The following is a 25,065-nucleotide window of genomic DNA, read 5'->3' as shown; positions in this document are numbered from 1 at the left end:
GTGGATAGAACGTTCAAATTGGAGGATAAAATGCAAAAAGAGGTTGATAAAATATCAAAAGTGTTGGATAGAACTCAAGGTGTGAGGGATAGAGTAGTACTTTGAAAAAGAGATGGATAGAACGCTCAAAATAGTGGATAGAATGCAAAAAGAGGTTGATAAAACGTAAAAAGTGTTGGATAGAACTCAAAATGTGGGGGATAGAGCAGTACTTTGAAAAAGAGAGAAGGATAGAGCGCTCAAATTGGAGGATAAAATGCAAAAAGAGGTTGATAAAACATCAAAAGTGTTGGATAGAACTCAAGGTGTGAGGGATAGAGTAGTACTTTGAAAAAGAGATGGATAGAACGCTCAAAATAGTGGATAGAATGCAAAAAGAGGTTGATAAAACGTAAAAAGTGTTGGATAGAACTCAAAATGTGGGGGATAGAGCAGTACTTTGAAAAAGAGAGAAGGATAGAACGCTCAAATTGGATGATAAAATGCAAAAAGAGGTTGATAAAACAACAAAAGTGGTGGATAGAATTCAAGATGTGAGGGATAGAGTAGTACTTATAATAAAAGAGATGGATAGAACGCTCAAAATGGTGGATAAAACTTAAAATGTGAAGGAGAGAGCGATTAGCGGAACAGATAGACATACAAAAGGGCGAGAAAGACCATCGACTAATAGACAAAGTTGATGGGAAAGCGTTAAGATGTAGGGTGATTGGAGTGACAAAGATGTATCCAAATTGGATTTTACAACGAGCCTATTTAACACCATTACGGAAGGCATTGGCTTATAAAAAACAAAGCTGGACTTTTCAGGAACTACAGGATTTATCTATAAAACGTGCCCGACAATTAGTGGCACTCGGTATTCAACGGGGAGACCGAATTGCGATTATGGGGCCAAGTAAGCCTGAACTAGTTATCGTGATGTATGCTTGTATGCATTTACAATGTGAGATGGTAATGCTTAATCGTAGACTATCACAGGATGAACTGGCTTATCAGCTAGAGGATTCAGGAGCGGTGTGCGTGTTGATTGCAGATGAGGATATAGAAAAGTTGCCACCTGAAACAGGTCATCATTTATTTTCAACGATTGAAGAGGGAGTCGAAAGCACCGTAGATATTGAAAAGGAGTGGCCTTTACATCAAACTACAACGATCATGTATACATCGGGTACTACTGGCTTTCCAAAGGGAGTTCGCCAAACGGTTGGGAATCATCAGGCGAGTGCGACTGCCTCTGTTTTAAACATTGGACTACAGGCTCAGGATGTTTGGTTATGTGCTGTACCATTATTCCATATTAGTGGATTTTCAATATTAGTACGTTCACTGCTGTATGGCAATCAGGTTGTTTTATACGATCAATTTGATGTAGAGGCTATCTCACAACATATTATAGCTGGGGAAGTAACTCATATGTCTGTTGTAGCAGTGACATTGGAACGGACTCTACATACGTTAGAGCAGCATAATGCGAAAGCTTCGCCGCACTTTAAGTTGATGTTAGCTGGAGGTGGGCCAGTGCCCGTTGATTATTTAGTGAGAGCACATGCGTTAAACTTAGCTGTCGCGCAAACCTATGGCATGACAGAAACTTCCTCACAAACAGCTACATTGGCAAGTGAAGATGCCATGCGAAAAATTGGTTCTGCTGGCAAGCCTTTATTTTTTAATCAAATAAAGATTGCGCATCCCAATGCGAAAGGTGAGGGAGAAATTTGCATTCGAGGGCCTCATGTTACTCCTGGCTATATTGGACGTTTTGCACAAAAAGATGCAACGATGGATGGCTGGCTGCATACGGGTGATATTGGTTATATCGATAAGGAAGGTTATTTATTCGTCATTGATCGTAGAGCAGATTTAATTATTTCAGGGGGAGAAAATATTTATCCTGCAGAAATAGAAAATGTGTTACTCACACATCCTGCTGTCAAAGAAGCGGGGGTATGTGGTGTGGCAGATGAGCAATGGGGACAGGTTCCGATTGCCTTTATCGTGTTACATGAGCAGGCACCTGTTGAGCAGCTCCAAGCCTTTTGTTTACAGAAACTTGCTAAATATAAAGTACCTAAAGAAATTATTATTACAGACAGTCTTCCACGAAATGGTGCAAATAAATTGCTGAGACGAAAATTATTACAATAAAAAATTTGTGAAAGAAGTCTTCTTAAAATGAAGGCTTCTTTTTTATTCGCACTTTTAGCATGAAATTAATCATTCATTAACATAATAAAAAATGAGAGGCATAAACTAGTTAGTAAAGGAGAATGACTCATATGAGGAAATATATATATAATGTTGTCATTATAGTATTTGTTCTACAAATGAGTCATGTGCAAGTATTTGCAAACGATGAAAAAGATAATGTAGCAACTGCTCATTCAATTGAAACACTACAATCTCTCATTAATAAAGAAGTTACGCAGCTATCTTCGGAATTTTCCATTCGCTATACTGGTGACATAACTGAAATAAAAGATGGACTAACAGACATTACAAAAACTGCGATTCAAAACTCATATATTTATACTAATATTTCTAGCTTTAAATGGAAGTATGATGGTTATAACAATAATATTGTCATTGCCTTTGCCTTTACCTATCATATTTCTCCAACAGAGGAGGCGTTTGTAGGGCAAACTTTGGCGAATATTATTGCACCCATGCATGGATTAAGTGACATAGAAAAACTGCAGGCTGCACATGATTTTATTGTTTTAACTGCGGAATACTCCAAAGAAACAGAAGGAAGTCAATATTCCCCTTACACGTTACTAACAGAAAATAAGGGAGTTTGTCAGGCATATGCTTTAGTACTTTATCGAATGTTAGAAATGTTGGGCTTTGAGGTACAATATGTGCCAGGAAAAGTGGGTGAACAGCTCCATGCCTGGGTATTAGTAAAGTTGGATCGTAATTGGTATCATATTGATGTCACTTGGGATGATCCATTGCCGGATCGTAAGGGAGAAGTACGCTATCAATATTTTTTAGTGTCGGATCGTCAATTAGCACAGGATCATACTTGGGACTACGCAAGTTTTCCTGCTGCAACAAGCGAGAAGTATACAGAGATGCTAGAAGAAACGAAAATACAGAGTTTAACAATGCCTTTACAAGCTAGCTTTACTGAAAATAAAGGAATCTCTATTATTGGAGAAAATAAGCTGGCAGTACAACAATTAGTGGAACAGCCGACAAAGTTTATCGCACAAAAAACAAATGATTCAAACACTTTAGTTCAGTTTGACTTTACTGAATGGACACCAATGTTAGTGGGCAGTATGTCCGTTTTTATTGCGATTCAGCCAAAAGTGATGCAGGATAAGGAACTAAAAACAACAAAATGCCGACCATCTTTTTATCGAACGGGGAAACGCATGCCACAAGAAAAATACGTCATAATAAAGGAGGTGTCCCATTCGTCGGGGCACCTCCTTACTCATAATATGTTGGTTTACACTGGCTTAATCTCTACTTGCTGGCTCTTACTTGATTAATGTGCGTTTAACGCTTTTTCTAGTGTTTGAATATTTTTTTGCATCAAGGTGAAGTAGGTTTCTTTATTTTTTTCATCGTCAGCTGTTAATACACTTAAATTATGCAGGACAAGAGATTCTGCGCCAACTTCTTTTTGAATAACCTCTGCTAATTTAGAAGAAACATTTTGTTCAAATAAAATATAGTGAATATGCAATTCATTTGCTTTATCAACGATTTTTGTTAATTCTTTTTGAGATGGCTCATTTTGTGAATTTAAGCCGGCAATTGGCACTTGTGTAAAACCATATTGACCTGCAATATAGCCAAAGGCAGCATGTGATACAAAGAATGTTTTATTTGGTGCTTTGTCAGCCATTGCTTTGAAGTCATTATCCAAATCCTGCAGTTCTTTTACTAGTGCTTCATAATTCTCATTAAAAGTCGATTCTTGAGCAGGCATTTTTTCAACTAGTGTATTTTTAATAGCAAGTGCTAAATCCTGACTAATTGTAGGAGATAACCAAACATGTGGGTCGATATCGCCATGTTCATGCTCATCATGTCCGTGCTCATCAGCTTCATGATCGTGCTCTCCCTCTGTGGGAGCGTGATCGTGCTCATGATCGTGCTCTTCCTCTGTGGCAGCGTGATTATGCTCGTCATGCTCATCTTCTGCATGAACATGGCCTGTGCTGATAGCTAATTTTTCATCTGAAACTGTGTCAGCAGTTGCCACCATCGTGACATCTTCGTTTGCTAAAGTCTTTTTAGCGTTTTCGACAAAGCCTTCCAGTCCTAAGCCAATATAGAAGAAGATATTTGCATCTGCTAATTTCATCATATCTTTTTGAGTGGGTTCAAATGTATGCTCGTTCGCACCAGCTGGGTAAATAGAAGATACTTCAACAAAATCGCCACCAATGCGCTGTGCAAAATAGCTTAACGGATAAACCGTTGTATAGATGCTTAACGTATCCTTGTCATCAGACTTTTGGGAAGTGGAAGATTTGTCTCCACAAGCAGCAGTGAATAAGGCAAGGACTGCGACTAACAATAATAAATACAATTTTTTCATATAATCAGATACCTCTCTTAAATAGTAATCATTACGATTTATTTTTTAGAACAGTTATTATAATAACGCACAACTTAAAAAAGTACAAGAAAAAAATGCCCTCCGAAAGTTAATTCTTTTTCGAAGGCCATTTTTCAGGCACAGGATCAAAGCCACCAGGATGAAACGGATGGCACTTCGATATACGTGTAATGGTTAAGATAGAGCCTTTCAATGCTCCATGCTTTTGAAAAGCTTCTAGCCCGTAAGAAGAACAAGTAGGATGGAAACGGCAAGTTGGTGGCGTCATAGGTGAAATGAATTTTCTATAAAACTGAATGAGCCAAATAAAGGGGTATTTCATCGTTGTTCTTCCTCTTGCTGAGACGTCATTTTTTCAGGTTTTGGATCAATAGTTTGTGTAAAGATATGATTTTTTTTCTTCAAAATAATAATGACAGAAAGACCAAACATTAACATCATCATGGCAATCATAATGATAATTGGTAAAGGTACACCCATTGCTTTCACTCCAAATTCAATAAATTATGATTAGTTATCCTCTTGATGATAGCTTTGCTGTGGTTTTTCATCAATAGTATGTTTAAAGGCATAGGCACGGTTGACACTGATAATCGTCGCAATAGTGATAAAGATAACAATGATAACTGCGACTATTAAGAGCGTAGTTAAACTCATAGTATTCACTCCGTTCTTTGTTCATCATACCTATTATAAATTATGTGGTTCTATTAATTGTGAAGGAAGTTTGACATTAAAGCGAATAAAACAACTCCGTTCTCTCCATACTATGGAAAAAGGAGTGAATCATAAAGATGGATCGTCAGCGCGTATATTTTTCACTTGCCAATAGAACCTATTATACAAATCCTTATGCTGGGCCGTGGAATTTTGAACTGAATGTAGATCGACAGGCATTAGATGTATTTGAGAGAATCTTTCAGCAAATGCAGCTGCTAGAAATTTCAAATGCATGGCGTGCACAATTACCGTATATACAGTATCACTTAGACAGGGAAAATGATGAAATCGATAAGCGATTAATGAAAATTTATGCACTCGTTCATGAATATGGGGATGATGACACAAAGGCATTTGTTGAGCAGCTTCCTTATTTCAATAAACGTGTCTAGCGGAACGGGAAAAGGGCACTGCATCGGCAGTGCCCTTTTTCATAGTGTTGAAAAACAAAACCATCCATAGAATTTATGTTAAAGGTGAAAATGGATTTCCATGGGCTTTCCTGTTGGCGAGCCGCTTCGTGTAGGGACGCTCGCCCACGAGAGTCTACTAGCCTCCCAATCCATAAAAATATTTCTTTTTAGCAAGGTTTTCAAATAAAGTGAGGGTATTCACTACTCTTTATGGAGGGGTGCTGTCACTCATGACTTCTCCACATGGTTGATGAGACCCTGTGAGTGAAGCGGCTCATCGGGCATCCCCTGGAAGGGACGCTGGCGGAACGGAAATCAACCCTCGCCTTTCAAAATGGTTGTTTCTGCTGTTGACATCACCTTTTTTACCATTAACAAATGACCTTTAAAACCGTAAATACTGCTTCTCTAGGAACAATGACGGGAATAGTGAGTTGATCTTTAATCATGTTTTTCATTGTTGTGGAATAACCCATACAATCAAGAATGAGCAAATCAGCTCCTTGATATTCTAATAGCTGTGCTTTTGCTAATAAATGTTGTGCATTAAACTGATAGGGTGAGCTAGCTGAAAAGGTGACATCGAACTGTGCACTTTGCCATTTCTCCGCAACAGTTTGTTGTTGCTCAGGCTCAGGGCCTATTAAACCAAGTGCTAATTCTGTTTGTAACCCTTTCACTAAATTTGTCATCATGCGATCAGGTAGTAACAGGTTTTTACATGACAGCTTATTCGTAAAATCTCCTGTACACATAAGCAAGACCCAAGTGAATTCATGTAAATCATCAATACATGTCTGAATATAGGGCATCAGCTTTTGTTTACTTAGCTTGACTTGTTGTCCATTTGTCAAAAGTGTCACTAAAACATCTGTGTCTTCACTAGAGGGTGAAAGGGAAGTGATTTCGGCTGGAGAGAGTGAATCCAGTACGCCAAACTCATGAACATGTAAACCAGATGCTCTTAATTGCTGAATATCCTCCGCCATATCTTTGCGAGGCGCTTGACCAATTGTGACTACGGCAATTTTTGAATGTTTCAATAAGCTCACTCCGCTTCGTAATATTTTTGTCCATTGACATACGTTTGTAAGACCTTTGCTTCTGTTTCAAAAATAGGGTGTGACCAAACAACAAAATCAGCATCCTTGCCTTCCTCAAGGCTGCCAATGCGGTGATCTAACTGTACGAGCTTAGCGGCATTTATTGTAATACTTTTTAAGGCGGTGTCCTCATCTAAACCATAGCGAATAGCTTCAGTAGCACAATATTTTAAGTACTGAATTGGTACGAATGGATGGTCTGTCATGATGGCAAATGGGATATTATGCTCTTTAAAAATGGCTGCAATCGCCGGTGTAGAATTACGTGTTTCATATTTAGATGGGGTTAACATATAGGGCCCAAGTGTCGCATGAAAGCCACTGTTTTTTACCGCATCGACCATTAAATAGCCTTCTGTGCAATGCTCTAAATGGAGCTTCACATTAAATTCTTTAGCAATTCTTATAGCTGTCATAATGTCATCTGCTCTGTGACAATGAAGGCGAAGGGGCATGTCACCTCGTAGCACTTCAATGAATGGACGCAACTCTGAATTTTGTTTAATTTGCTCAGCCCGTTGTTGTTCATTCAGTTGACTTGCACGTTGGAAACCATCACGTAAAAGCTGGGCAATGGCCATGCGAGTCATTGGCTTTCGTTTGTATTGATTGCCAAAAACATTCTTTGGATTTTCTCCTAACGCGCCCTTTAAGCCGCTTCGTTCTACTAAAACACGAGAGGGAAGAGTGGGCCCTGCTGTTTTAAGAATACTCCAAATGCCCCCAATGACATTGGCACTACCTGGACCAGTTTGTACAGTCGTCACACCGCCTTCTAACGCATGTTGGAAGGAAAAGTGTCGGATATCTACACTATCTAGAGCATGCATAAGAGGTGTAAAGGGCTCGCTATATTCATTAGCATCATTAATGTCTTCAGTAACCTCTGCCCATGTCCCAACATGGGCGTGAATATCAATTAAGCCTGGTGTGACATAAGCTCCCTGAAGATCGACTAACTCTGCTTGAGGAGGATAATCTTTGGCTGGACCGACATAGACTATACGTCCATCTTCGATCCATAACTGTTCAAAAATATCATTTTGTTCATTGACTGTGAGAAACTTTGCATGATGATAAATAATCATTCTGAGAACCCTTCTTCCCTTGCATAAACTTTTGTTCCTTTAATAAAAGTAGCTACAACCTGTGCATCTAAATTTAATGGATGCTTATCCCATATGACAAAATCAGCTAGAAGGCCATCACGAATAGTGCCAGTTTTATGAGCGATTCCAAGGAAATTAGCAGCTCCTGTTGTTAGTGCATACAGAACATCCTGACGTGTCAGCCCTTCTCTTACAGCTAAGCAACCTTCTAATGTTAGGTGAGAGGTGCTACTAACAGGATGATCCGTACAAAAAACAAACGGAGTATGTTGTTGGGACAACTGGCGGTATAGTTTTGGTGATAATGCCATCATCTCGTTATGCTCGATATATCGAAACGTTGGGCCAGCAATGACCGTATTGAAGGATGTCCCTTGAAGCAGTGAAGCTTCAGTGCCGTGAATAATATGAAAATCAAAAGTAGACTTAAACTCTTGTTGAAGACGGTCAATGAATTCAAGATCCACAGCTTTATGTGCCCGTATGACAATTTTCTTAATTAAAGGTTCTTGCTGCTGAATCTGTTGCAATGTTTCTCTTAAAATTTTGGCAATCCCCATACGGGTTAGTGGCTTTCTCTTTTCAGCGAAAAAAGTGCTTTTTGCTTGGTGTCCAATGGAGAAGGAATAAGCAATATCTTTGGCAATGACCATTTCATCAACCGTTGTATGTGTATGATGAATAATAGCTGTTTTTGCACCGACCAAGCTTTTAGGGGAGGGAACGATATGAGAGGCTGTCACCCCATGGGAGATAGCTTTTTGAAAGGCAGCATCGAATGGATAAATGCCATCAACTACAGAATAGTCCAGATGTGAGTCAAATTCATAGCTATCATCTCCCTCCCAACGAATCCCTATTTCAGCTAAGCCAATTTGTGAACAACTGTCGATAAGGCCAGGTGTAATATAATAGCCATCTAAATCGATGTCTATTTCAGACGTTGTAGAAGATGGAGCAAAGTATTGCCCCTGTACTTGAAATGACTGTTTGTTAAAGCTACGTGTCTCAGAGTTAAAAACAAGTCCATTTATATATCGAGTCATGGGATTAAATCTCTCCTTATGAAGAGAAAAGCGGAGACAAGCATCTCCACTTTTCCAGTTAATTATTTAGAAATGGATACGTTCGTACCGTTTGGATGTACAATTTGTACGGAGTTGTCAGTAGAAACCTCAAAGCCCTGTACTTTTTTGTTTACACCTGCAACGGTTTGTGTTGCTTCTAATTCAATACGCGGAACATCTGCTAAAATCAGTTTTAATGCTTCTTGGTATAATTTAGCACGTTCTTCCTGTACCACTGTTTCAGATACGGCACGCTCTAATAATTTATCTACCTCTGGGTTGCTATAGCCTTTCCCATTACCTAACGCACCGATTTGATTTGTGTGGAATAATTGATATAGGAAGAAATAAGGATCTGGATACCAAGTCCAGCCACCAATATTCATTGGAGCGTTCCCTTTTGCAACAGTATCACTGTAAGTACCCCATTCAAGCACTTTAATTTCCACATCAATGTTTAAGTTTTTCTTTAATTGACTTTGGAAAATCGTTGCGTAAGGCACACGTGCTTCTGATACATAAATCTCTGTTTTGAAGCCATCAGGATAACCAGCCTCTGCTAGCAATTTTTTTGCTTCTTCTGGATTATATTTTGGTACTAAATCAACTAATGATTTATCATATCCCCATGAACCTGGTGGTAATGGTAAATAAGAAACATCACCGCCACCCCATTGGTTAACACCAGAAATGATTTCCTCAACATTTGTTGCCATATAAAGTGCCTCGCGAACACGTTTGTCAGCAGTCGGACCAACTTTGTTGTTAAGGTCAAGATAAACAATAGATAAACCTGGATTCGTTAAAAGCTCAAGGTTGCTATCTTGGTTAATAATTTCTCTGTTTTGGCCTTTGACATCCATAGCAATATCTATGTCACCAGAACGTAATGCATTTGTCATCATATTTTGATCGGAGATAAACTTCATGGATAAATTATCAACATGAGGTTTTTCACCCCAATAATTGTCATGGCGAACTAGTTTTACTTCTTGGTCTTTTTTCCATTCTGTTAACTGGAATGGGCCTGTACCAATGAAGTGTTCTGAGAAGTTATCGCCCCAGCCTTCAACCTCTTCTTTTGGAATAATGATATTTCCTGCATCCGTTAGCATAGCAAGAAGGGCAGCATTCGGTGTAGTTAAGTGAATTTCTATTTCATAATCTGACAACACTTTAACTTCTGTCACACCACTTAAACGATTCATAGCGGATTCTTTGGCGGAGCGCTCTAAAGAATATTTCACATCTTCCGCTGTCATTTCACGGCCATCCTGGTATTGCCCCTTTTGGAATTTCACACCCTCACGTAATTTGAACGTATAGACTAACATATCATCGGACACTTTCCATTCTGTTGCTAAAGAGGGGATGATATCTGATAGATTTTTGTTATAAACAACTAAAGTATCACCCATTTGACGCATAACTTGCGATTCATAAACCCCTGTATATTTGATAGGGTCAAATGTTTTGGCATTGGCTGAAAGACCAATATTTAATTTGCCACCTGAAGTGACTTCTCCATCTTTTTCATTTGAAGAATTACTTTTTTCTGTGTTCCCACCACAAGCTGCTAAAACACCAATTAATAAAGTTAAAAAGAGTAGTAGTAAAGGTTTTTTTACGTTTATCTTCTTCATCTGCATAAGCCTCCTTTATTTTGTTTCACAATATGAACCGTTGATTCAAAAATGATAGGTTCGAATTAAAATTAGCACATTTGTAAACAGAAAGTAAATATAAAATTAAAAAAATTCAGAAAAAATATATTTACAAATAATTATCACATGGTGTAGTATGTGGTTATTCACAATATGAACCACTGATTCTAATAATGAAAAGGAGGTCTTAATAAGATGGGCTCATTTATTTTAAAAAGGTTAGTCAACCTTATCCCGACACTGCTAGTAGTAGGAATCATCGTCTTCATTATTACGCGAATGATTCCAGGTGACCCAGCTTCAGTAATGCTTGGGCCACAAGCCAGTGTGGAAGATGTAGAGAATTTAAGAGAAGAGCTAGGATTAAATAAATCAATGCCTTCGCAATTTATTTCATATGTAGGAGACTTAGCACAGTTAAATTTAGGATATTCCTATTCTTATAGTGAGTCTGTCATCGGGCTTATTATAGAAAGATTCCCTAACACAGTGATACTAGCATTGGCAGCCTTGTTTATAGCGGTTGTGGTCGGTATCCCAGCAGGAATATTAGCTGCTAGAAAGCAAAATACAATCATTGATTATATTGTCATGCTTGTATCATTAGTTGGTGTATCCATGCCCATTTTTTGGTTGGGGATCATGCTTGTTTTATTCTTTAGTGTCAATCTTGGTTGGTTCCCAGCCACTGGAATGGGCAACATCAGTGATGGCCTATGGACCTATTTGAAACATTTAATTTTGCCAGCATTTGCATTAGCAACGATTCCAATGGCGACATTTGCACGGATTACCCGTTCAAGCATGTTAGAGGTTATTTCGCAAGATTATATTAAAACAGCTCGTTCTAAAGGCATTAAAGAATATTTAGTGATTGGTAAACATGCCTTTAAAAATGCGCTAACACCTATTTTAACGGTATTAGGGATGCAGATATCCAATTTACTGGGGGGAGCGGTTTTAACAGAAACGATTTTTAGTTGGCCTGGAATGGGGCGACTAATTGTAGATGCCATTGATAAACGTGATTTTGTTGTTGTACAAGGTACTGTTATTTTCATCGCATTTATCTTTGTACTTGTTAACTTAGTAGTGGACGTGCTTTATAAAGTTGTCAATCCTAAGGTCAATTTAGAATCGGATGGAGGGAAAAAATAACAATGACTCAAGCAATCGTCAATGAAACAAGAAAAAGAAATACGTTGTTGCGCAAGTTGCTAAAAAATAAATTAGCGACAATTGGGTTAGTCATTGTCACCTTGATGGCCATTGTTGCAATTTTTGCACCATTGATTGCTACCCATCCACCAAATGAAATGATTGTCGGTAAATCATTTTTACCGATGAATACAGAAGGACATTTATTAGGAACAGATAACTATGGTCGTGATCTGTTTAGTCGCTTAGTTTATGGTACAAGAATATCGATGATTGTTGGGATTGCGGCAGTGCTATTTGGTGCTGTATTTGGAACGCTCCTAGGCTTAGTAGCTGGGTATTTCGGTGGTCGCATTGATTCGATCATTATGCGTACGATGGATGGTCTTTTTGCATTCCCATTCATTTTACTTGCTATTACACTAATGACGGTATTAGGGCAAGGACTTGTCAACGTTATTGTTGCTATTGGTGTTGCAAATATTCCAGGGTTCGCAAGACTTGTTCGTGGTCAGGTTTTAAGTGTAAAAGAAGAAGAATTCATCGAAGTGACGCATTCTCTAGGTGCTACACATAGTCGAATTATTTTTAGCCATATATTACCGAACTGTTTAGCTCCTTTAATTGTTTATGGAACGATGAGTACAGCGGGCGCTATTATTTCGGAGGCGGCACTGAGCTTTTTAGGATTAGGAGTTCAACCGCCAACAGCTTCGTGGGGTAGTATTTTAAAAGATGGTAAAGATTTTTTAGTATTAAATCCTCAAATGGCGACATTTTCAGGAATCTGTATTTTATTAACAGTTCTTGGTATTAACCTTTTAGGAGATGGATTACGTGATGCGTTAGATCCGAAAATGAAAGTTTAATGGAAGGGGGTGGAGTCATGACTGAACGTTTACTAGATGTAGAAAATTTAACAGTAGAATTTAAAAGTGGCGGCTCTACAATGAAAGCTGTCAATGGAGTAAATTTACAATTAAATAAGAAGGAAACACTAGGGATTGTTGGAGAATCAGGGTCGGGAAAAAGTGTTACAGCCACTGCTCTCATGCGTTTAATTCCATCTCCGCCAGGAAAAATAACGAATGGAAAAATTGACTTTAATGGTCGTGATTTAATTGGCATTTCTGAAAAAGAAATGCGCAATGTGCGAGGTAATGATATTTCAATGATTTTCCAAGATCCTATTACAAGTTTGAATCCTGTATTAACAGTGGGCAATCAAATTATTGAAGTCATCCAAGCACATGAAAAGATCTCGAAGAAAGATGCCGCTATCAAAGCTGTCGATATGTTAAAAATGGTTGGTATTCCCGAGCCAGAGAAACGATTAAAAATGTATCCTCACGAATTTTCAGGAGGCATGCGTCAGCGTGTCATGATTGCTATTGCTCTTGCTTGTAACCCGAAACTACTCATTGCCGATGAGCCAACAACTGCACTGGATGTAACTGTACAAGCTCAAATTCTTGATTTAATGAAAAAATTACAACAAGACCATGATACAGCCATCATTATGATTACACACGATTTAGGTGTGGTTTGGGAGTTATGTGACAAAGTAAATGTTATGTATGCAGGTCGAACAGTTGAGTCGACTACAACAAGACAGCTCTATGAAAAACCTTTACATCCTTATACGTGGGGATTATTAGAGTCTCAAATTACAATGGGCACACAGGAGCAACAAAGATTGCCAGCCATTCCAGGTAGTCCACCGGATTTAACAATGCCACATAGCGGCTGTCACTTTTCATCACGTTGCCCTTTAGCAACAGATATTTGTCGTCATACAGTACCCGACTTAGTGGAAGTGCAGGACAACCATTTTGTAGCCTGCCATTTACAAGCGAAAAATCAAATTGTCGCAAGGAAGGAGGGAATTTTTAATGCAACAGCACAATGAACTTGTTTTAAAGGTAAGTAATTTAAAAAAGCATTTTCCCATTAAAAGTTCAATCCCTTTTAAAAAATCAACACAATTTGTGAAAGCAGTAGATGGCGTCAGTTTTGAATTATATAAGGGCGAAACACTTGGGATTGTAGGTGAATCAGGTTGTGGGAAATCGACGGTTGCTCGTTTAATCAACCAGCTGATTTCTCCAACAGAGGGAATCGTAGAGTTTAAGGGTACGGATTTAGCAAGCTTAAATACAAAGGATATTCGCTCTGCTCGAAAGTCGATACAAATGGTTTTCCAAAATCCATATGCATCACTCGATCCTCGAAAAACGATTGAATATCTCATTGCCGAGCCATTAGTCATCCATGGTATTGGTGATGAAGCATCACGTAAAAAGCGTGTTATTGAATTACTTGAAACAGTAGGATTAAGTGCTTATCATGCAAAGCGCCATCCACATGAATTTTCTGGGGGACAAAGACAACGTATCAATATTGCTCGTGCCCTTGCGCTTAATCCAGATATTGTTGTATGCGATGAACCTGTTTCAGCATTAGATGTTTCTGTACAAGCACAGGTAATCAATCTATTAAAAGACTTACAGAGAGACTTCGGTTTAACATATATTTTTATTTCACATGATTTAAATGTTGTGAATTATATGTGTGATCGGATTGCCGTCATGTACTTGGGTAAAATTGTGGAAATCGGGACATATAAGGAAATTTATGAGAACCCTCAACATCCCTACACACAAGCCTTATTATCGGCAATTCCTAAGGAAAACCCCTTTGATAAAAAGGACCGTATTATTTTATCTGGAGATGTTCCAAGTCCAGTAAATCCACCGAGTGGCTGTGCATTCCACAAGCGTTGTCGTTTTGCTACAGACAAATGTGCAGACGTCCAACCGACACTCGATACTGTGACAGCCACACATCAAGTTTCTTGTCATTTATTTTCGTCGATACAGCAAGAAGTGTCGACGACTTAGAGCAGAAAGTAATTGAATAAATTATAGAAGTAAAAAGGAGCGGACTGATTATGTCATTGAAGCATGTTATTGAATTATACGAGGTAATGGATAATTTCCATGTTAACGGAGAAACGATTAAAGCCTATTTACACAGCATTGATCCAACAGCAGATGTGAAGATCAAAACGATTAAAGGTGAAAGTGGCTCAACGGATTTTGTGCGTGTACTAGTGAAAGGAAAGCAAGGAAAATCCTCTGGTGGTCAGGCACCGACGTTAGGCATTATTGGTCGTCTCGGTGGTATTGGAGCACGTCCTGAAATGACAGGCTTTGTATCAGATGGAGATGGAGCACTAGCATGTATGGCAGGTGCAGCCAAAGCCATTGATATGGCGTTAAAGGGTGATCAGTTAGAAGGAGATGTTATTTTCTCAACGCATATTTGTCCAACAGCACCCACTTTGCCACATGAGCCAGTACCATTTATGAACTCTCCAGTGGATATTAGTGTCATGAACGAAAATGAAGTGGAAGAAACAATGGATGCCATTCTATCAATCGATACAACGAAAGGCAATCAAGTATGTAACCATAAAGGGTTTGCCATTACGCCAACCGTCAAAGAAGGTTACATATTAAAAATCAGTGATGATTTATTGCATGTTTACACACAAGCAGCAGGAATTTCTCCAGTTGTACTACCGATTACCATGCAAGACATTACACCATATGGCAATGGTTTATTCCATATTAATAGTATTTTACAACCAGCTGTGGCAACAACAAGCCCTGTTGTAGGTGTGGCTATCACAACAGAATCTGTCGTGGCAGGCTGTGCAACAGGCGCCACACATGTAACAGATGTAGAAAATGTAGTTCGATTTGTGTTAGAAGTAGCAAAAACGTATGGAGCTCATAAATGTTCCTTCTTTGACGAAAAGCAGTTTACACATATGAAAAATTTATATGGAAGCATGCATCATCTACAAACGAAAGGAAAAGAGGTATATACACATGAATGATTTACAAGCACTCAAAGCGCAATTATTAGAGGCAGTTGGAAAGCATCAAGATGAACTGATTGCATTTTGTTCGAAACTCATTCAAATTCCTAGTGTCAATCCTCCAGGAGATACGACTGAAATAACAGCTTTTATCGAAAACTATTTACAGGATGTTGGCATTACTTATCAAAAATACGAAGCTGCAGATAAAATGTTTAATTTAGTAGCTTCTATTGGGAGTGGTGAGGGCAAGGAACTCATTTATTGTGGTCATACAGATGTTGTTCCTGTTGGTGATTTATCAAAGTGGGAATTCAATCCATTTTCAGGGGAGGTGAAGGATGGCTGGATGCTGGGCCGTGGTGCAAGTGATATGAAAGCTGGTTTAGCTGGTATTATTTTTGCAACAAAGCTACTAAAGAAATTGAATATTGAATTACCAGGGAAACTAACATTGGCGATTGTGCCAGATGAAGAAACAGGCGGCGAATTTGGTGTTCCGTGGTTGTTAGAGCGAGGTTTTGTGCAAGGAGATGGTTGCTTAATCGCTGAGCCTTCTTCACCGCTAAATCCAACCATTGGGCAAAAGGGTTCTTATTGGTTTGAATTAGAGGTTCGTGGGGAACCTGGACATGGAAGCCTATCACCTTTAGCTGGGAGAAATGCTATTGTCGATGCCATTCGAGCTATTCAAGAGATTCGTACACTATGGGATTTGGAAATTACGATCCCAGAAGAGGTACTGCCACTTATCGAGGTATCTAAAAAATACATGCGAGAGGTGGAAAAAGATCGTTTGAAATATCAAGAAGTTTTAGAGAAAATTACTGTAAATATTGGTACAATTGAGGGAGGTACGAAGTCCAACGTAATCCCAGATTATTGCAAGGTTCAGGTCGATTGTCGCTTACCATTCGGTATTACACAAGAAGAAGTAACAGAAATTTTGAAACATAAACTAGATGGTTTGGCTATTGATTATTCAATCAAACGTTTTGGCTTCAAAAGTGTAGCAAATTATACGCCTGCCGAAAATCCTGTATGCCAATCCATTGTGGAAAATATTTCATTTGTAACAGGGCAAGAGGCATATGGCGTTATGCAATGGGCAAGTAGTGATGCTCGACATTTCAGACAATATAATATTCCTGTATTGCAGTACGGCCCAGCCTATTTACCAAGTATTCATGGTTACAATGAAAAAGTGCGTGTTGAGGATATCGTACGCTGTGCAAAAGTATATATTACTGCTGCTGTTGATTTCCTATATCAAAAGTAAGAGATTAGCTACTCTCTTACTTTTGATAAAGTGATATCAGGTGCTGACGGCTGCTAAATCTGTCGCTTATTTCCCCCTTTAAGAGAAAGATTTGCAGCCGTTTGTACAGATAAATAGATCAAAAGGATGAGAGATATGCTAAAGACGTTAAATTTATCAATTGCGGTTTTAAAAATGTTTACAAAAGAAAAGCCCATATGGGGTGGAAGAGAGTTAGCAATGGCGATGAATATGAATCATACAAATTTATATCGCATTCTTGAAACCTTTGAAAATAATGGGTTTATTACAAAAGATCCTGTAACAAAAAAATACTCACTCGGTATTGCTTTATGGGAGATTGGTATGAATATGTATGATTCATTAAACATAGATCAGCTATGTATGCCGGTTCTTGAGAAATTAAAGGATGTCACAGGCGAAACAGCTATTTTTACTGTTCTGAATGGACTGGAAGCGTTAACATTACTAAAAGCCGAACCTGTTAATAAGGTGAAATTTACTGTTTCAAGAGGAAGTAGATCCCCACTTTATGTAGGGGCATCCTATCGTTCGATGCTTGCTTTTCTAAATGAAGAGCAAATTGCCAAGGTGATTGACGAGCCTTTAACAGCCTATACGAATAATACGATGACAGATGCTAATGAAATACGAGCAGAGCTGGAAAAAATTCGTGCGTGTGGTTATGCACTCAGTAACAGTGAATATTCTGTTGATGTACTGGCACTTGCCATGCCCATATTCAATAGTGAAGATCAGGTCGTAGCCTCCATTACTGTTTCTGGACCAATCTATCGTTTTACGGAACAACGTGTTCCAGAAGTTTTAGAACCATTAAAAGAGGCGAGAAATGAAATAGAAGGAATTATTCGTAGATATCATTTGAATTTTAATTAAGGAGTTTTATTATGCAACATTTACATGATATTGCACTTACTATACTAAAAGGTAATCTAAATGTTCAATCATCTGAAACACTGTTAATCTTAACAGATATTCATAAGCAAGATATTGCGCAAATCTTTTATAAAGCTGGGCAATCTATTACAGCGAAGACAATGTTGATGGTAATGCCGCTATTAGATAAATCTGGACAGGAGCCAATCCAAGCTGTTTCGACGCTGATGACGAATGTCGATGTCACGCTTTGTATTACCTCGCACTCATTAACACATACAGCTGCTCGTAAAAACGCCTGTGAACAGGGTGGCCGAGTGGCGACAATGCCAGGTGTTACAATGGATATGCTAGAGCAAGGTGCGCTACATGCAGATGCACAGGAAATAGAAGATATGGTAGAAAAATATGTTCATTTACTTGATGCAGCAAAAAATATTCGCATTGACAAAGACGGGCATACATTAACGTTTAGTGTAGAAAATCGTTTGGGAATTCGTTCTACAGGTGTTATACGCCAAGCTGGAGAGCATGGAAATGTCCCTTCTGGAGAATCTTATATTGCACCACTAGAAACATCTGCGAATGGAGAGATTTTAGTGGATGGTTCGATTGCTAATATAGGTGTTTTAAAGGAGCCATTATTATTAAAAATCACGAATGGTCGTTTAGAGGAGGCAATCGGTCCTGATGGTCCTCAATTACTTGCTTTACTTGGTGAAGGAAATGGTAGAATCATTGCAGAGTTTGGCATCGGAGCGAATAAAAGTGCCATCCTATGTGGTAATGTACTAGAGGATGAGAAGGTGTATGGGACAATCCATATTGCATTTGGTAGTAATAAGCCATTCGGTGGAGCAAATATGGCTGATGTCCATATTGATTGCGTTGTGAAAAACCCCACTGTCTATTTCGATGGTCAGCAAGTCATCTAAGGAAAAGCGTGTCTTCATATGAAGCACGCTTTTTTGCTTTACCTCACTATAGTTTACAGTTGCTTGTCTTTGTAGGATTACACTATAGTTAACATAGATAAGCTAGAGGAAAGGAAACATTTTGCATCTAGCATTCCGTTAAACTAGGAACCAACATTAGATCCTGTCCATAAAATAGGAGCAAAGAATAGGTATAGCTTCTATTGGTCATCAAGAAAGAACGTGAGGTTGAAAATATGCTAACATTTACAGATTTACATGGTCTACAAGTAGATTTGAGTTTTTCAAGAGGGGAATTTGAAGTCGAGCCAAAGCACGTCCTTGTTTTGTTAAAGCATGAAAATAAATGGCTATGTACTATTCATAAACGACGTGGTGTAGAGGTGCCAGGGGGCAAATTAGAGCAAGGTGAAACTTTAGAGGAGGCGGCTATTCGGGAAGTTTTCGAAGAGACGGGTGTCCGTGTGAAAAATCTCCAATGGTTCGCAGAATATGCCGTTCATGATGCCATTGTGTTTTGTAAATCTGTTTTTACTGCACAATTTTTAACGCAGGAGGACATTGAATTTGATTTAGAAACATCGGGTATGCTTTGGCTAACGGATGAAGAATTTGCTCATCATCCTAATTTAAGCTTTCATATGAAGGATGAGGGTATGAAGAAAATGCTGGAGGAGTTGAAAGACCGTGACATACAATGGTGAAATTGTGGAAAAACGTGCCTATCCCTCACCGAATCCAGCCATACGACTAACAGAAATAACCTATCTATCACAGGGCTTACGTATAAAAGGATTATTAGCAGAGCCAAAGGCAGAAGGTACATATGATGGTTTTTTATATTTAAGAGGGGGCATGCAAAGCATTGGGATGGTAAGACCTTCACGTATTGCCCAATTTGCTGCACAGGGCTTTATCGTTTTTGCCCCATACTATCGTGGAAATCGTGGTGGAGAAGGCCGTGATGAGTTTGCAGGAGCAGACCGTTATGATGCTGTTTATGCCGTAGATGTTCTCAAGCAATATTGTAATGACAATATACATGTTTTTGGTTTTTCTCGTGGGGGAATTATGGCTCTTTGGACAGCCATTTTAAGAAAGGATATTACCTCGGTCGTCACATGGGCAGGTGTTTCGGACGCAACAGCCACTTATTGGGAACGTACGGATATGCGCAGAATGATGAAGCGTGTAATTGGCGGAACACCGAATCGTGTACCAGAAGCATATGATGCGCGAACCCCACTTTTCGAGATAGAGCAGATCACTGCGCCTGTATTAATCATACATGGCTATCGTGATGAAAATGTAGATATCGAACATGCCAGACAACTAGCCTTTTTTTTAGAAGATGCGAATAAATCATACGAAACCTGGTATGATCCAGACCATGCACATCAATATCCACCAGCAAAAAATCGTGAAACCGTCCGTGCCCTTTGCGAATGGATGAAACAGCAATAAATAAATGATGAAAAAAATACCCCCTTCCTTAGAATAGCTATCCGCTTCAGGCAAGATAGCTATGCTAAGGAGTAGGGGCAATAAAGGGGTGATGATTATTTCATGTTACTTTCTAAAAATTGTTGTATGGTAGCCCAGTAAAGCTCGCTTGCAACACTTTCTGCGCGACCATGCCCAGCTCCCTCAACAATCAACTTTTGCTTTGGTACATTTGCCGCTTCATATACTTCATTCAACATGGTAGATGGAACGAACGTATCGTTGTCTCCATGAATAAACAACATGGGTGTCTTCGATTTTGCCACTTGTTCAACTGCACTCGCTTCACCTAATGTATAGCCTGCTTTTAGTTTCGTCACTACAGAAGAGAAATGCATGATTGGAAATGCAGGTAAGTGAAAGATTGCTTTCAACTGATAGGAAAATTCATCCCATACTGAAGAATAGCCACAATCCTCAATGATTGCTTTAACGTTTGTTGGTAAATTCTCTCCTGAAGCCATCATGACAGTGGCTCCACCCATCGAAACACCATAAAGAACAATTTCAGCGCTCTCATTTAAGCTGACAATGTGATTGACCCATGAAACAACATCAAAACGATCATGCCAGCCCATGCCAATATAATCTCCTTCACTTTTACCATGGCCTCTCGCATCTGGAATAAGTACATGATAGCCCATATCATAAAAATGTTTAGCATACTTTGTCATTTGTGCGCCTTCGCTTGAATAGCCATGAAAGATGATAGCCCATTTGTCAGTGGGGTGATCATTTTGGATGGAGTAAGCATGGAGCTTTAGCGAATCATAGGATTGAAGCGAAGCATCTTCATATTGCTTATGAAACCATTGCTCAGTTGTTTCTTTCTCTTTAGCTTCCTGAGGATTGACAGCTATTACATTATGAGGTGCATCTAGCACTGCTGTTTTATCAGTGTCAGGATTTAATGCCAGATTATAAAAGTAATTTCCTGCAAAAAAACCAGCGCCAACAAATAAAGCTAACAACATTATAAGAATAGAAAATAGTATTTTATATTTTTTTGTCATATGTATCTCCCTAATACTAGCTACCTTCAAGGTAAAGAAAAAGAGAACGAATGAATTCGTTCCCTTTGATTCTTGTGTCTAGTCGTTATTTTAATGGGCCACCAAGTGTAGTAATGGCATCAGAAACGTTTGAGAATTTCTTGAAGTTTTCGTTGAATAAGCCTGCAAGTTCAGCAGCTTTCGCATCATATGCAGCTTTATCTGCCCATGCTTCACGAGGATTTAACACTTCTGACGGTACACCTTCAACTGCTGTTGGAATGTGTAAACCGAAGACAGCATCTTGTGTCGTTTCAACATTTGTTAATTTTCCGTCGATTGCTGCACGTACCATTGTGCGTGTGTAAGACAGCTTCATACGGCTACCTGTACCATATTCGCCACCAGTCCAACCAGTGTTCACTAGGAATACTTGTGCACCATGCTCGTCAATTTTTTGACCTAACATTTCTGCGTACACTGTTGCTGGAAGTGGAAGGAATGGAGAACCGAAGCAAGTAGAGAATACTGGTTCTGGCTCTGTTACACCGCGTTCAGTTCCAGCAAGCTTAGAAGTGAAACCGCTTAGGAAGTGATACATTGCTTGCTCTTTTGTTAATTTACTGATTGGAGGTAATACGCCAAACGCATCAGCTGTTAGGAAGATGATTGTTTTTGGATGACCTGCAACAGAAGGATCAACAATATTTTCGATGTATTGGATTGGATAAGCTACACGTGTATTTTCTGTTAATGAACCATCATCATAGTCACAAATACGAGTTTCTGGATCAACAGCTACGTTTTCTAAAACAGAACCGAAGCGGATTGCATTGTAGATTTCTGGTTCTTTCTCAGCAGAAAGGTTGATTGTTTTTGCATAGCAGCCACCCTCAATGTTGAATACACCATTATCAGACCAGCCGTGTTCATCGTCACCAATTAGCTTACGATCTGGATCAGCGGATAATGTCGTTTTACCAGTACCAGATAGACCGAAGAATAATGCCACATCGCCAGCTTCACCAACGTTTGCTGAACAGTGCATTGAAAGGATACCTTGCTGTGGTAATAAGTAGTTCATGATACCAAAAATAGATTTTTTCATTTCACCAGCATATTCAGTACCACCGATTAAGATCATTTTCTTTTCAAGTGATACAATGATGAAAGTTTCAGAAGCAGTACCATCAACTGCAGGGTCTGCTTTAAAGTTAGGAGCAGAGATGACAGTGAAGTCTGCAACATGAGAAGCTAATTCTTCTTCAGTTGGACGGATAAATAATTGATGAGCAAAAAGGTTGTGCCAAGCGTATTCATTAATTACTTGGATGCTTAATTGTGAATCTTTGTCAGCACCTGCGAAGCCTTTAAATACGAATAACTCGTCACGTTCTTTTAAATATTTTATTACTTTTACATATAAGTTATCAAACACTTCAGAAGAAATCGGTTGGTTGACTTTACCCCAGTCAATTTGATCTTTTGTGCTTTCTTCTTCTACCGTATATTTATCTTTAGGTGAACGACCAGTGTATTTGCCAGTTTCTGCACGAACTGCGCCATCTACTGTTAACATTGCTTCACCACGAGATGTAGCTTTTTCTGCTAATTGTGGTACTGAAAGTTGAACATTAATGTTACCGCCGTTTAATAATTCCTTCAGTTCGTTTGCAATTTCTACTGAATTCATCGATTAAATACCATCCTTTTTTATAGTATTCCCTTGATTTAGAGGGATTTTTTCTTAATTTCAAAAATAGTATAACACAATTGCTTAAATAATCTATACTAATTAAGAAATTATTTTAGAGTTTTTATCACTTTTCAATAAACTGACAAAAAATAATGTTTTTCGAGTAGAATCCGATCAATCCTACTGTAATTAGGCGCAAAAATTGAGCCACACATATGTTACCACAAGTAGCTAGGTATGTTGTAGGGATTAATTTGCTTCTATTTACATCATCATCCAAGTATGAAAAGTTTTTGTGTAATCAGTTCCTTCCTTTCTATACAGTAATACATAAGAAAATATTTGACAACGTTCAACCTTTTCAGTAACATGAAATTGAACGGATACTCTTATCCCGAGCTGGTGGAGGGTCAGGCCCTGTGAAACCCGGCAACCTGCATGTTTTATTTCACAGCATGCGTTGGTGCCAACCTGATGCAAGGGAACATCCCTTGAACGATAAGAGTGAAAGGTTACGAAGTCATTATTCCTTTCCTCATGTGCAGTAACGTGAGTAAAGGATTTTTTTATTGCTAAAAAAGAATGTAAAGGTAAGTATATGTAGTTCTTTCCTTATTATAATGACAGATCTTTCGAAATCCTCGTGTTAAAAGCAGCAGTAACGGCTTGAGAGTTCAATCCTTAGGAGCGGACTTGACATGGGTAATGAGTACCGTATTCATACACAACTACTTTTTGTAAGAGTAATAGGAGGAAAACCAAATGACAAACCGTCGACTGTTTACATCAGAGAGTGTAACAGAAGGACATCCAGATAAGATTTGTGACCAAATCTCGGATGCCATTTTAGATGCTATTTTAGCAGAAGATCCAAATGCACGTGTAGCGTGTGAAACAACTGTCACAACAGGATTAGTATTAGTAGCAGGAGAAATAACTACTTCTACTTACGTTGATATTAAAGGTATCGTTCGTGATACTGTAGCAGAAATTGGCTATACACGTGGTAAATATGGCTTTGATGCTGAAAATCTAGCGGTGCTTGTAGCTATTGGCGAACAATCGCCTGATATTGCACAAGGTGTTGACCAAGCTTTAGAGGCTCGTGAAGGCTCTATGACAGATGCTGATATTGAAGCAATTGGTGCTGGTGACCAAGGTCTAATGTTTGGTTATGCATGTAATGAAACACCTGAACTAATGCCATTGCCAATCAGCTTAGCACATAAATTAGCACGCCGATTAACAGAAGTTCGTAAATCAGGTGAATTAGCGTATTTACGTCCTGATGGAAAAACACAAGTAACGATTGAATATGATGACAATAATGTACCTGTGCGAGTGGATACAATTGTTATTTCAACACAACATGATGAAGAAGCAACACTTGAACAAATTCAAGCTGATCTGAAAGAATTTGTTATTGCACCCGTTGTGCCAAGTGAATTATTAGATGCAAACACGAAATACTTTATTAACCCGACTGGCCGTTTTGTTATCGGTGGACCTAAAGGGGACGCTGGTTTAACAGGACGTAAAATCATTGTTGATACATACGGTGGTTATGCACGTCACGGTGGTGGCGCATTCTCTGGTAAGGATGCAACAAAGGTAGACCGTTCAGCGGCTTATGCGGCACGTTATGTAGCAAAAAACATTGTAGCAGCTGGCTTGGCAGAACGCGCTGAGGTACAACTTGCCTATGCGATTGGTGTGGCTCAACCAGTTTCCATTGCGGTTGACACATTTGGTACAGGTAAAGTGAAAGAAAGCGCAATCGTAGAGTGGGTACGTGAGCTATTTGATTTACGTCCAGCAGGTATTATTAAAATGCTAGATTTACGTCGTCCGATTTATAAACAAACGGCAGCTTATGGTCATTTTGGTCGTACAGATTTAAATGTACCATGGGAACAAATCGATAAAGCAGATGCTCTACGAGAAAAGGCACATCTATAAACTATTGAGCTAAAGTAATGAAGACATTAGAAAATTATTCTAATGTATTAAAAAGGAAAGGGGCAATATTGTCCCCTTTGTTTTACAAAAAATCCCTCGCTA

25 protein-coding genes and 1 riboswitch are annotated in these 25,065 nt (G+C 38.8%); of the genes, 15 read left to right on the top strand and 10 right to left on the bottom strand.

The window, feature by feature from the left end; all coding sequences use genetic code 11:
• Window positions 1-470: 470 nt before the first annotated feature.
• The 3 genes from MKY46_RS17910 (at window position 471) to MKY46_RS17900 (ending at window position 3,503) form a co-directional block, all read left to right on the top strand.
• Window positions 471-602: a hypothetical protein gene (locus MKY46_RS17910; protein ID WP_268987984.1), complete on the top strand. Its 132-nt coding sequence runs from the start codon at window positions 471-473 to the stop codon at window positions 600-602.
• A gap of 121 nt (window positions 603-723) precedes the next feature.
• Entirely contained in the window at window positions 724-2,148 is a 1,425-nt protein-coding gene (locus MKY46_RS17905; RefSeq protein WP_036123161.1) for an o-succinylbenzoate--CoA ligase, read from the top strand.
• A gap of 131 nt (window positions 2,149-2,279) precedes the next feature.
• Window positions 2,280-3,503, top strand: a complete 1,224-nt coding sequence (locus MKY46_RS17900) for a transglutaminase domain-containing protein (RefSeq protein ID WP_051891669.1) — start codon at window positions 2,280-2,282, stop codon at window positions 3,501-3,503.
• Here MKY46_RS17900 and MKY46_RS17895 read toward each other — a convergent pair.
• The 4 genes from MKY46_RS17895 to ytzI form a co-directional block, all read right to left on the bottom strand.
• On the bottom strand, window positions 3,500-4,561 hold the full coding sequence (locus MKY46_RS17895) for a metal ABC transporter solute-binding protein, Zn/Mn family (protein ID WP_036123163.1): 1,062 nt from the start codon (window positions 4,559-4,561) through the stop codon (window positions 3,500-3,502). The two genes, MKY46_RS17900 and MKY46_RS17895, sit on opposite strands and share 4 nt — an antisense overlap.
• A gap of 109 nt (window positions 4,562-4,670) precedes the next feature.
• Complete coding sequence (yidD, locus tag MKY46_RS17890) at window positions 4,671-4,904, bottom strand: membrane protein insertion efficiency factor YidD (protein WP_036123166.1); 234 nt, start codon at window positions 4,902-4,904, stop codon at window positions 4,671-4,673.
• Window positions 4,901-5,062, bottom strand: a complete 162-nt coding sequence (locus MKY46_RS17885) for a hypothetical protein (RefSeq protein ID WP_170829901.1) — start codon at window positions 5,060-5,062, stop codon at window positions 4,901-4,903. The genes yidD and MKY46_RS17885 overlap by 4 nt, the downstream gene beginning before the upstream one ends.
• A 30-nt stretch (window positions 5,063-5,092) precedes the next feature.
• A complete protein-coding gene (gene ytzI, locus MKY46_RS17880; protein WP_094029263.1) occupies window positions 5,093-5,239 on the bottom strand; it encodes a YtzI protein in 147 nt (48 codons plus the stop codon).
• A gap of 137 nt (window positions 5,240-5,376) precedes the next feature.
• Here ytzI and MKY46_RS17875 point away from each other — a divergent pair, with 137 nt between their 5' ends.
• Window positions 5,377-5,694, top strand: coding sequence for a hypothetical protein (locus MKY46_RS17875; protein WP_016992524.1), 318 nt, complete (start codon window positions 5,377-5,379; stop codon window positions 5,692-5,694).
• A 392-nt stretch (window positions 5,695-6,086) separates the two neighbouring features.
• Here MKY46_RS17875 and MKY46_RS17870 read toward each other — a convergent pair whose 3' ends face one another.
• From MKY46_RS17870 to MKY46_RS17855, 4 genes are all read right to left on the bottom strand, one after another.
• Window positions 6,087-6,767: an AroM family protein gene (locus tag MKY46_RS17870; protein ID WP_340835025.1), complete on the bottom strand. Its 681-nt coding sequence runs from the start codon at window positions 6,765-6,767 to the stop codon at window positions 6,087-6,089.
• A complete protein-coding gene (locus MKY46_RS17865; protein ID WP_036118716.1) occupies window positions 6,764-7,906 on the bottom strand; it encodes an amidohydrolase in 1,143 nt (380 codons plus the stop codon). The genes MKY46_RS17870 and MKY46_RS17865 overlap by 4 nt, the downstream gene beginning before the upstream one ends.
• Window positions 7,903-8,973: an amidohydrolase family protein gene (locus MKY46_RS17860; RefSeq protein ID WP_036118719.1), complete on the bottom strand. Its 1,071-nt coding sequence runs from the start codon at window positions 8,971-8,973 to the stop codon at window positions 7,903-7,905. Before MKY46_RS17860 ends, MKY46_RS17865 begins: the two co-directional genes overlap by 4 nt.
• Before the next feature lie 62 nt (window positions 8,974-9,035).
• Window positions 9,036-10,637, bottom strand: coding sequence for an ABC transporter substrate-binding protein (locus MKY46_RS17855; protein WP_036118722.1), 1,602 nt, complete (start codon window positions 10,635-10,637; stop codon window positions 9,036-9,038).
• Window positions 10,638-10,853: 216 nt separating this feature from the next.
• Here MKY46_RS17855 and MKY46_RS17850 point away from each other — a divergent pair, with 216 nt between their 5' ends.
• The 10 genes from MKY46_RS17850 (at window position 10,854) to MKY46_RS17805 (ending at window position 20,277) form a co-directional block, all read left to right on the top strand.
• Complete coding sequence (locus MKY46_RS17850) at window positions 10,854-11,816, top strand: ABC transporter permease (RefSeq protein ID WP_036118726.1); 963 nt, start codon at window positions 10,854-10,856, stop codon at window positions 11,814-11,816.
• Window positions 11,817-11,818: 2 nt separating this feature from the next.
• Window positions 11,819-12,685: an ABC transporter permease gene (locus MKY46_RS17845; RefSeq protein WP_036118729.1), complete on the top strand. Its 867-nt coding sequence runs from the start codon at window positions 11,819-11,821 to the stop codon at window positions 12,683-12,685.
• Between the two features lie 17 nt (window positions 12,686-12,702).
• A complete protein-coding gene (locus tag MKY46_RS17840) occupies window positions 12,703-13,725 on the top strand; it encodes an ABC transporter ATP-binding protein (protein WP_036118732.1) in 1,023 nt (340 codons plus the stop codon).
• On the top strand, window positions 13,709-14,716 hold the full coding sequence (locus tag MKY46_RS17835) for an ABC transporter ATP-binding protein (protein ID WP_036118734.1): 1,008 nt from the start codon (window positions 13,709-13,711) through the stop codon (window positions 14,714-14,716). The genes MKY46_RS17840 and MKY46_RS17835 overlap by 17 nt, the downstream gene beginning before the upstream one ends.
• A 50-nt stretch (window positions 14,717-14,766) precedes the next feature.
• The gene (locus MKY46_RS17830) at window positions 14,767-15,720 is read left to right on the top strand and encodes a DUF1177 domain-containing protein (RefSeq protein WP_036118738.1); all 954 of its coding nucleotides are present in this window, start codon (window positions 14,767-14,769) and stop codon (window positions 15,718-15,720) included.
• The gene (locus MKY46_RS17825; protein ID WP_036118739.1) at window positions 15,713-16,981 is read left to right on the top strand and encodes a M20 family metallopeptidase; all 1,269 of its coding nucleotides are present in this window, start codon (window positions 15,713-15,715) and stop codon (window positions 16,979-16,981) included. The genes MKY46_RS17830 and MKY46_RS17825 overlap by 8 nt, the downstream gene beginning before the upstream one ends.
• A gap of 135 nt (window positions 16,982-17,116) precedes the next feature.
• Window positions 17,117-17,878, top strand: a complete 762-nt coding sequence (locus tag MKY46_RS17820) for an IclR family transcriptional regulator (RefSeq protein WP_036118741.1) — start codon at window positions 17,117-17,119, stop codon at window positions 17,876-17,878.
• Window positions 17,879-17,889: 11 nt separating this feature from the next.
• Window positions 17,890-18,813, top strand: coding sequence for an aminopeptidase (locus tag MKY46_RS17815; protein WP_036118743.1), 924 nt, complete (start codon window positions 17,890-17,892; stop codon window positions 18,811-18,813).
• Between the two features lie 236 nt (window positions 18,814-19,049).
• Entirely contained in the window at window positions 19,050-19,517 is a 468-nt protein-coding gene (locus MKY46_RS17810; RefSeq protein WP_036118781.1) for an NUDIX domain-containing protein, read from the top strand.
• Window positions 19,501-20,277, top strand: a complete 777-nt coding sequence (locus MKY46_RS17805) for an alpha/beta hydrolase family protein (protein WP_036118745.1) — start codon at window positions 19,501-19,503, stop codon at window positions 20,275-20,277. Before MKY46_RS17810 ends, MKY46_RS17805 begins: the two co-directional genes overlap by 17 nt.
• A gap of 95 nt (window positions 20,278-20,372) precedes the next feature.
• On the opposite strand, the gene MKY46_RS17800 is transcribed toward MKY46_RS17805, so the two are convergent.
• Together MKY46_RS17800 and pckA are read right to left on the bottom strand one after the other, a co-directional pair.
• Complete coding sequence (locus MKY46_RS17800; protein ID WP_036118747.1) at window positions 20,373-21,329, bottom strand: alpha/beta hydrolase; 957 nt, start codon at window positions 21,327-21,329, stop codon at window positions 20,373-20,375.
• Window positions 21,330-21,414: 85 nt separating this feature from the next.
• The gene (gene pckA / locus MKY46_RS17795; protein WP_036118749.1) at window positions 21,415-23,001 is read right to left on the bottom strand and encodes a phosphoenolpyruvate carboxykinase (ATP); all 1,587 of its coding nucleotides are present in this window, start codon (window positions 22,999-23,001) and stop codon (window positions 21,415-21,417) included.
• Window positions 23,002-23,390: 389 nt separating this feature from the next.
• A riboswitch (SAM riboswitch) is annotated at window positions 23,391-23,509 on the top strand.
• Window positions 23,510-23,766: 257 nt separating this feature from the next.
• Between pckA and metK the strand changes: the two genes are divergently transcribed.
• The gene (metK, locus tag MKY46_RS17790) at window positions 23,767-24,963 is read left to right on the top strand and encodes a methionine adenosyltransferase (RefSeq protein WP_058845047.1); all 1,197 of its coding nucleotides are present in this window, start codon (window positions 23,767-23,769) and stop codon (window positions 24,961-24,963) included.
• The last annotated feature ends 102 nt before the right edge of the window (window positions 24,964-25,065 follow it).

The sequence above is a fragment of the Lysinibacillus sp. FSL M8-0355 genome (assembly GCF_038008985.1).
In the GTDB taxonomy this organism is placed as follows: Bacteria; Bacillota; Bacilli; order Bacillales_A; family Planococcaceae; genus Lysinibacillus; species Lysinibacillus fusiformis_D.
The sequence above is the reverse complement of the archived record's forward strand: the minus strand, read 5'-3'. Positions and strand labels throughout refer to the sequence as shown.

What these genes read in the sequence shown, in the direction of transcription:
- yidD (WP_036123166.1), bottom strand. Translation starts at nt 4,904, where the DNA reads ATGAAATACCCCTTTATTTGGCTCATTCAGTTTTATAGAAAATTCATT.
- MKY46_RS17860 (WP_036118719.1), bottom strand. Translation starts at nt 8,973, where the DNA reads ATGACTCGATATATAAATGGACTTGTTTTTAACTCTGAGACACGTAGC.
- MKY46_RS17885 (WP_170829901.1), bottom strand. Translation starts at nt 5,062, where the DNA reads ATGGGTGTACCTTTACCAATTATCATTATGATTGCCATGATGATGTTA.
- MKY46_RS17840 (WP_036118732.1), top strand. Translation starts at nt 12,703, where the DNA reads ATGACTGAACGTTTACTAGATGTAGAAAATTTAACAGTAGAATTTAAA.
- MKY46_RS17865 (WP_036118716.1), bottom strand. Translation starts at nt 7,906, where the DNA reads ATGATTATTTATCATCATGCAAAGTTTCTCACAGTCAATGAACAAAAT.
- pckA (WP_036118749.1), bottom strand. Translation starts at nt 23,001, where the DNA reads ATGAATTCAGTAGAAATTGCAAACGAACTGAAGGAATTATTAAACGGC.
- MKY46_RS17835 (WP_036118734.1), top strand. Translation starts at nt 13,709, where the DNA reads ATGCAACAGCACAATGAACTTGTTTTAAAGGTAAGTAATTTAAAAAAG.
- ytzI (WP_094029263.1), bottom strand. Translation starts at nt 5,239, where the DNA reads ATGAGTTTAACTACGCTCTTAATAGTCGCAGTTATCATTGTTATCTTT.
- metK (WP_058845047.1), top strand. Translation starts at nt 23,767, where the DNA reads ATGACAAACCGTCGACTGTTTACATCAGAGAGTGTAACAGAAGGACAT.
- MKY46_RS17850 (WP_036118726.1), top strand. Translation starts at nt 10,854, where the DNA reads ATGGGCTCATTTATTTTAAAAAGGTTAGTCAACCTTATCCCGACACTG.
- MKY46_RS17825 (WP_036118739.1), top strand. Translation starts at nt 15,713, where the DNA reads ATGAATGATTTACAAGCACTCAAAGCGCAATTATTAGAGGCAGTTGGA.
- MKY46_RS17900 (WP_051891669.1), top strand. Translation starts at nt 2,280, where the DNA reads ATGAGGAAATATATATATAATGTTGTCATTATAGTATTTGTTCTACAA.
- MKY46_RS17815 (WP_036118743.1), top strand. Translation starts at nt 17,890, where the DNA reads ATGCAACATTTACATGATATTGCACTTACTATACTAAAAGGTAATCTA.
- MKY46_RS17830 (WP_036118738.1), top strand. Translation starts at nt 14,767, where the DNA reads ATGTCATTGAAGCATGTTATTGAATTATACGAGGTAATGGATAATTTC.
- MKY46_RS17895 (WP_036123163.1), bottom strand. Translation starts at nt 4,561, where the DNA reads ATGAAAAAATTGTATTTATTATTGTTAGTCGCAGTCCTTGCCTTATTC.
- MKY46_RS17800 (WP_036118747.1), bottom strand. Translation starts at nt 21,329, where the DNA reads ATGACAAAAAAATATAAAATACTATTTTCTATTCTTATAATGTTGTTA.
- MKY46_RS17905 (WP_036123161.1), top strand. Translation starts at nt 724, where the DNA reads ATGTATCCAAATTGGATTTTACAACGAGCCTATTTAACACCATTACGG.
- MKY46_RS17810 (WP_036118781.1), top strand. Translation starts at nt 19,050, where the DNA reads ATGCTAACATTTACAGATTTACATGGTCTACAAGTAGATTTGAGTTTT.
- MKY46_RS17875 (WP_016992524.1), top strand. Translation starts at nt 5,377, where the DNA reads ATGGATCGTCAGCGCGTATATTTTTCACTTGCCAATAGAACCTATTAT.
- MKY46_RS17855 (WP_036118722.1), bottom strand. Translation starts at nt 10,637, where the DNA reads ATGAAGAAGATAAACGTAAAAAAACCTTTACTACTACTCTTTTTAACT.
- MKY46_RS17845 (WP_036118729.1), top strand. Translation starts at nt 11,819, where the DNA reads ATGACTCAAGCAATCGTCAATGAAACAAGAAAAAGAAATACGTTGTTG.
- MKY46_RS17820 (WP_036118741.1), top strand. Translation starts at nt 17,117, where the DNA reads ATGCTAAAGACGTTAAATTTATCAATTGCGGTTTTAAAAATGTTTACA.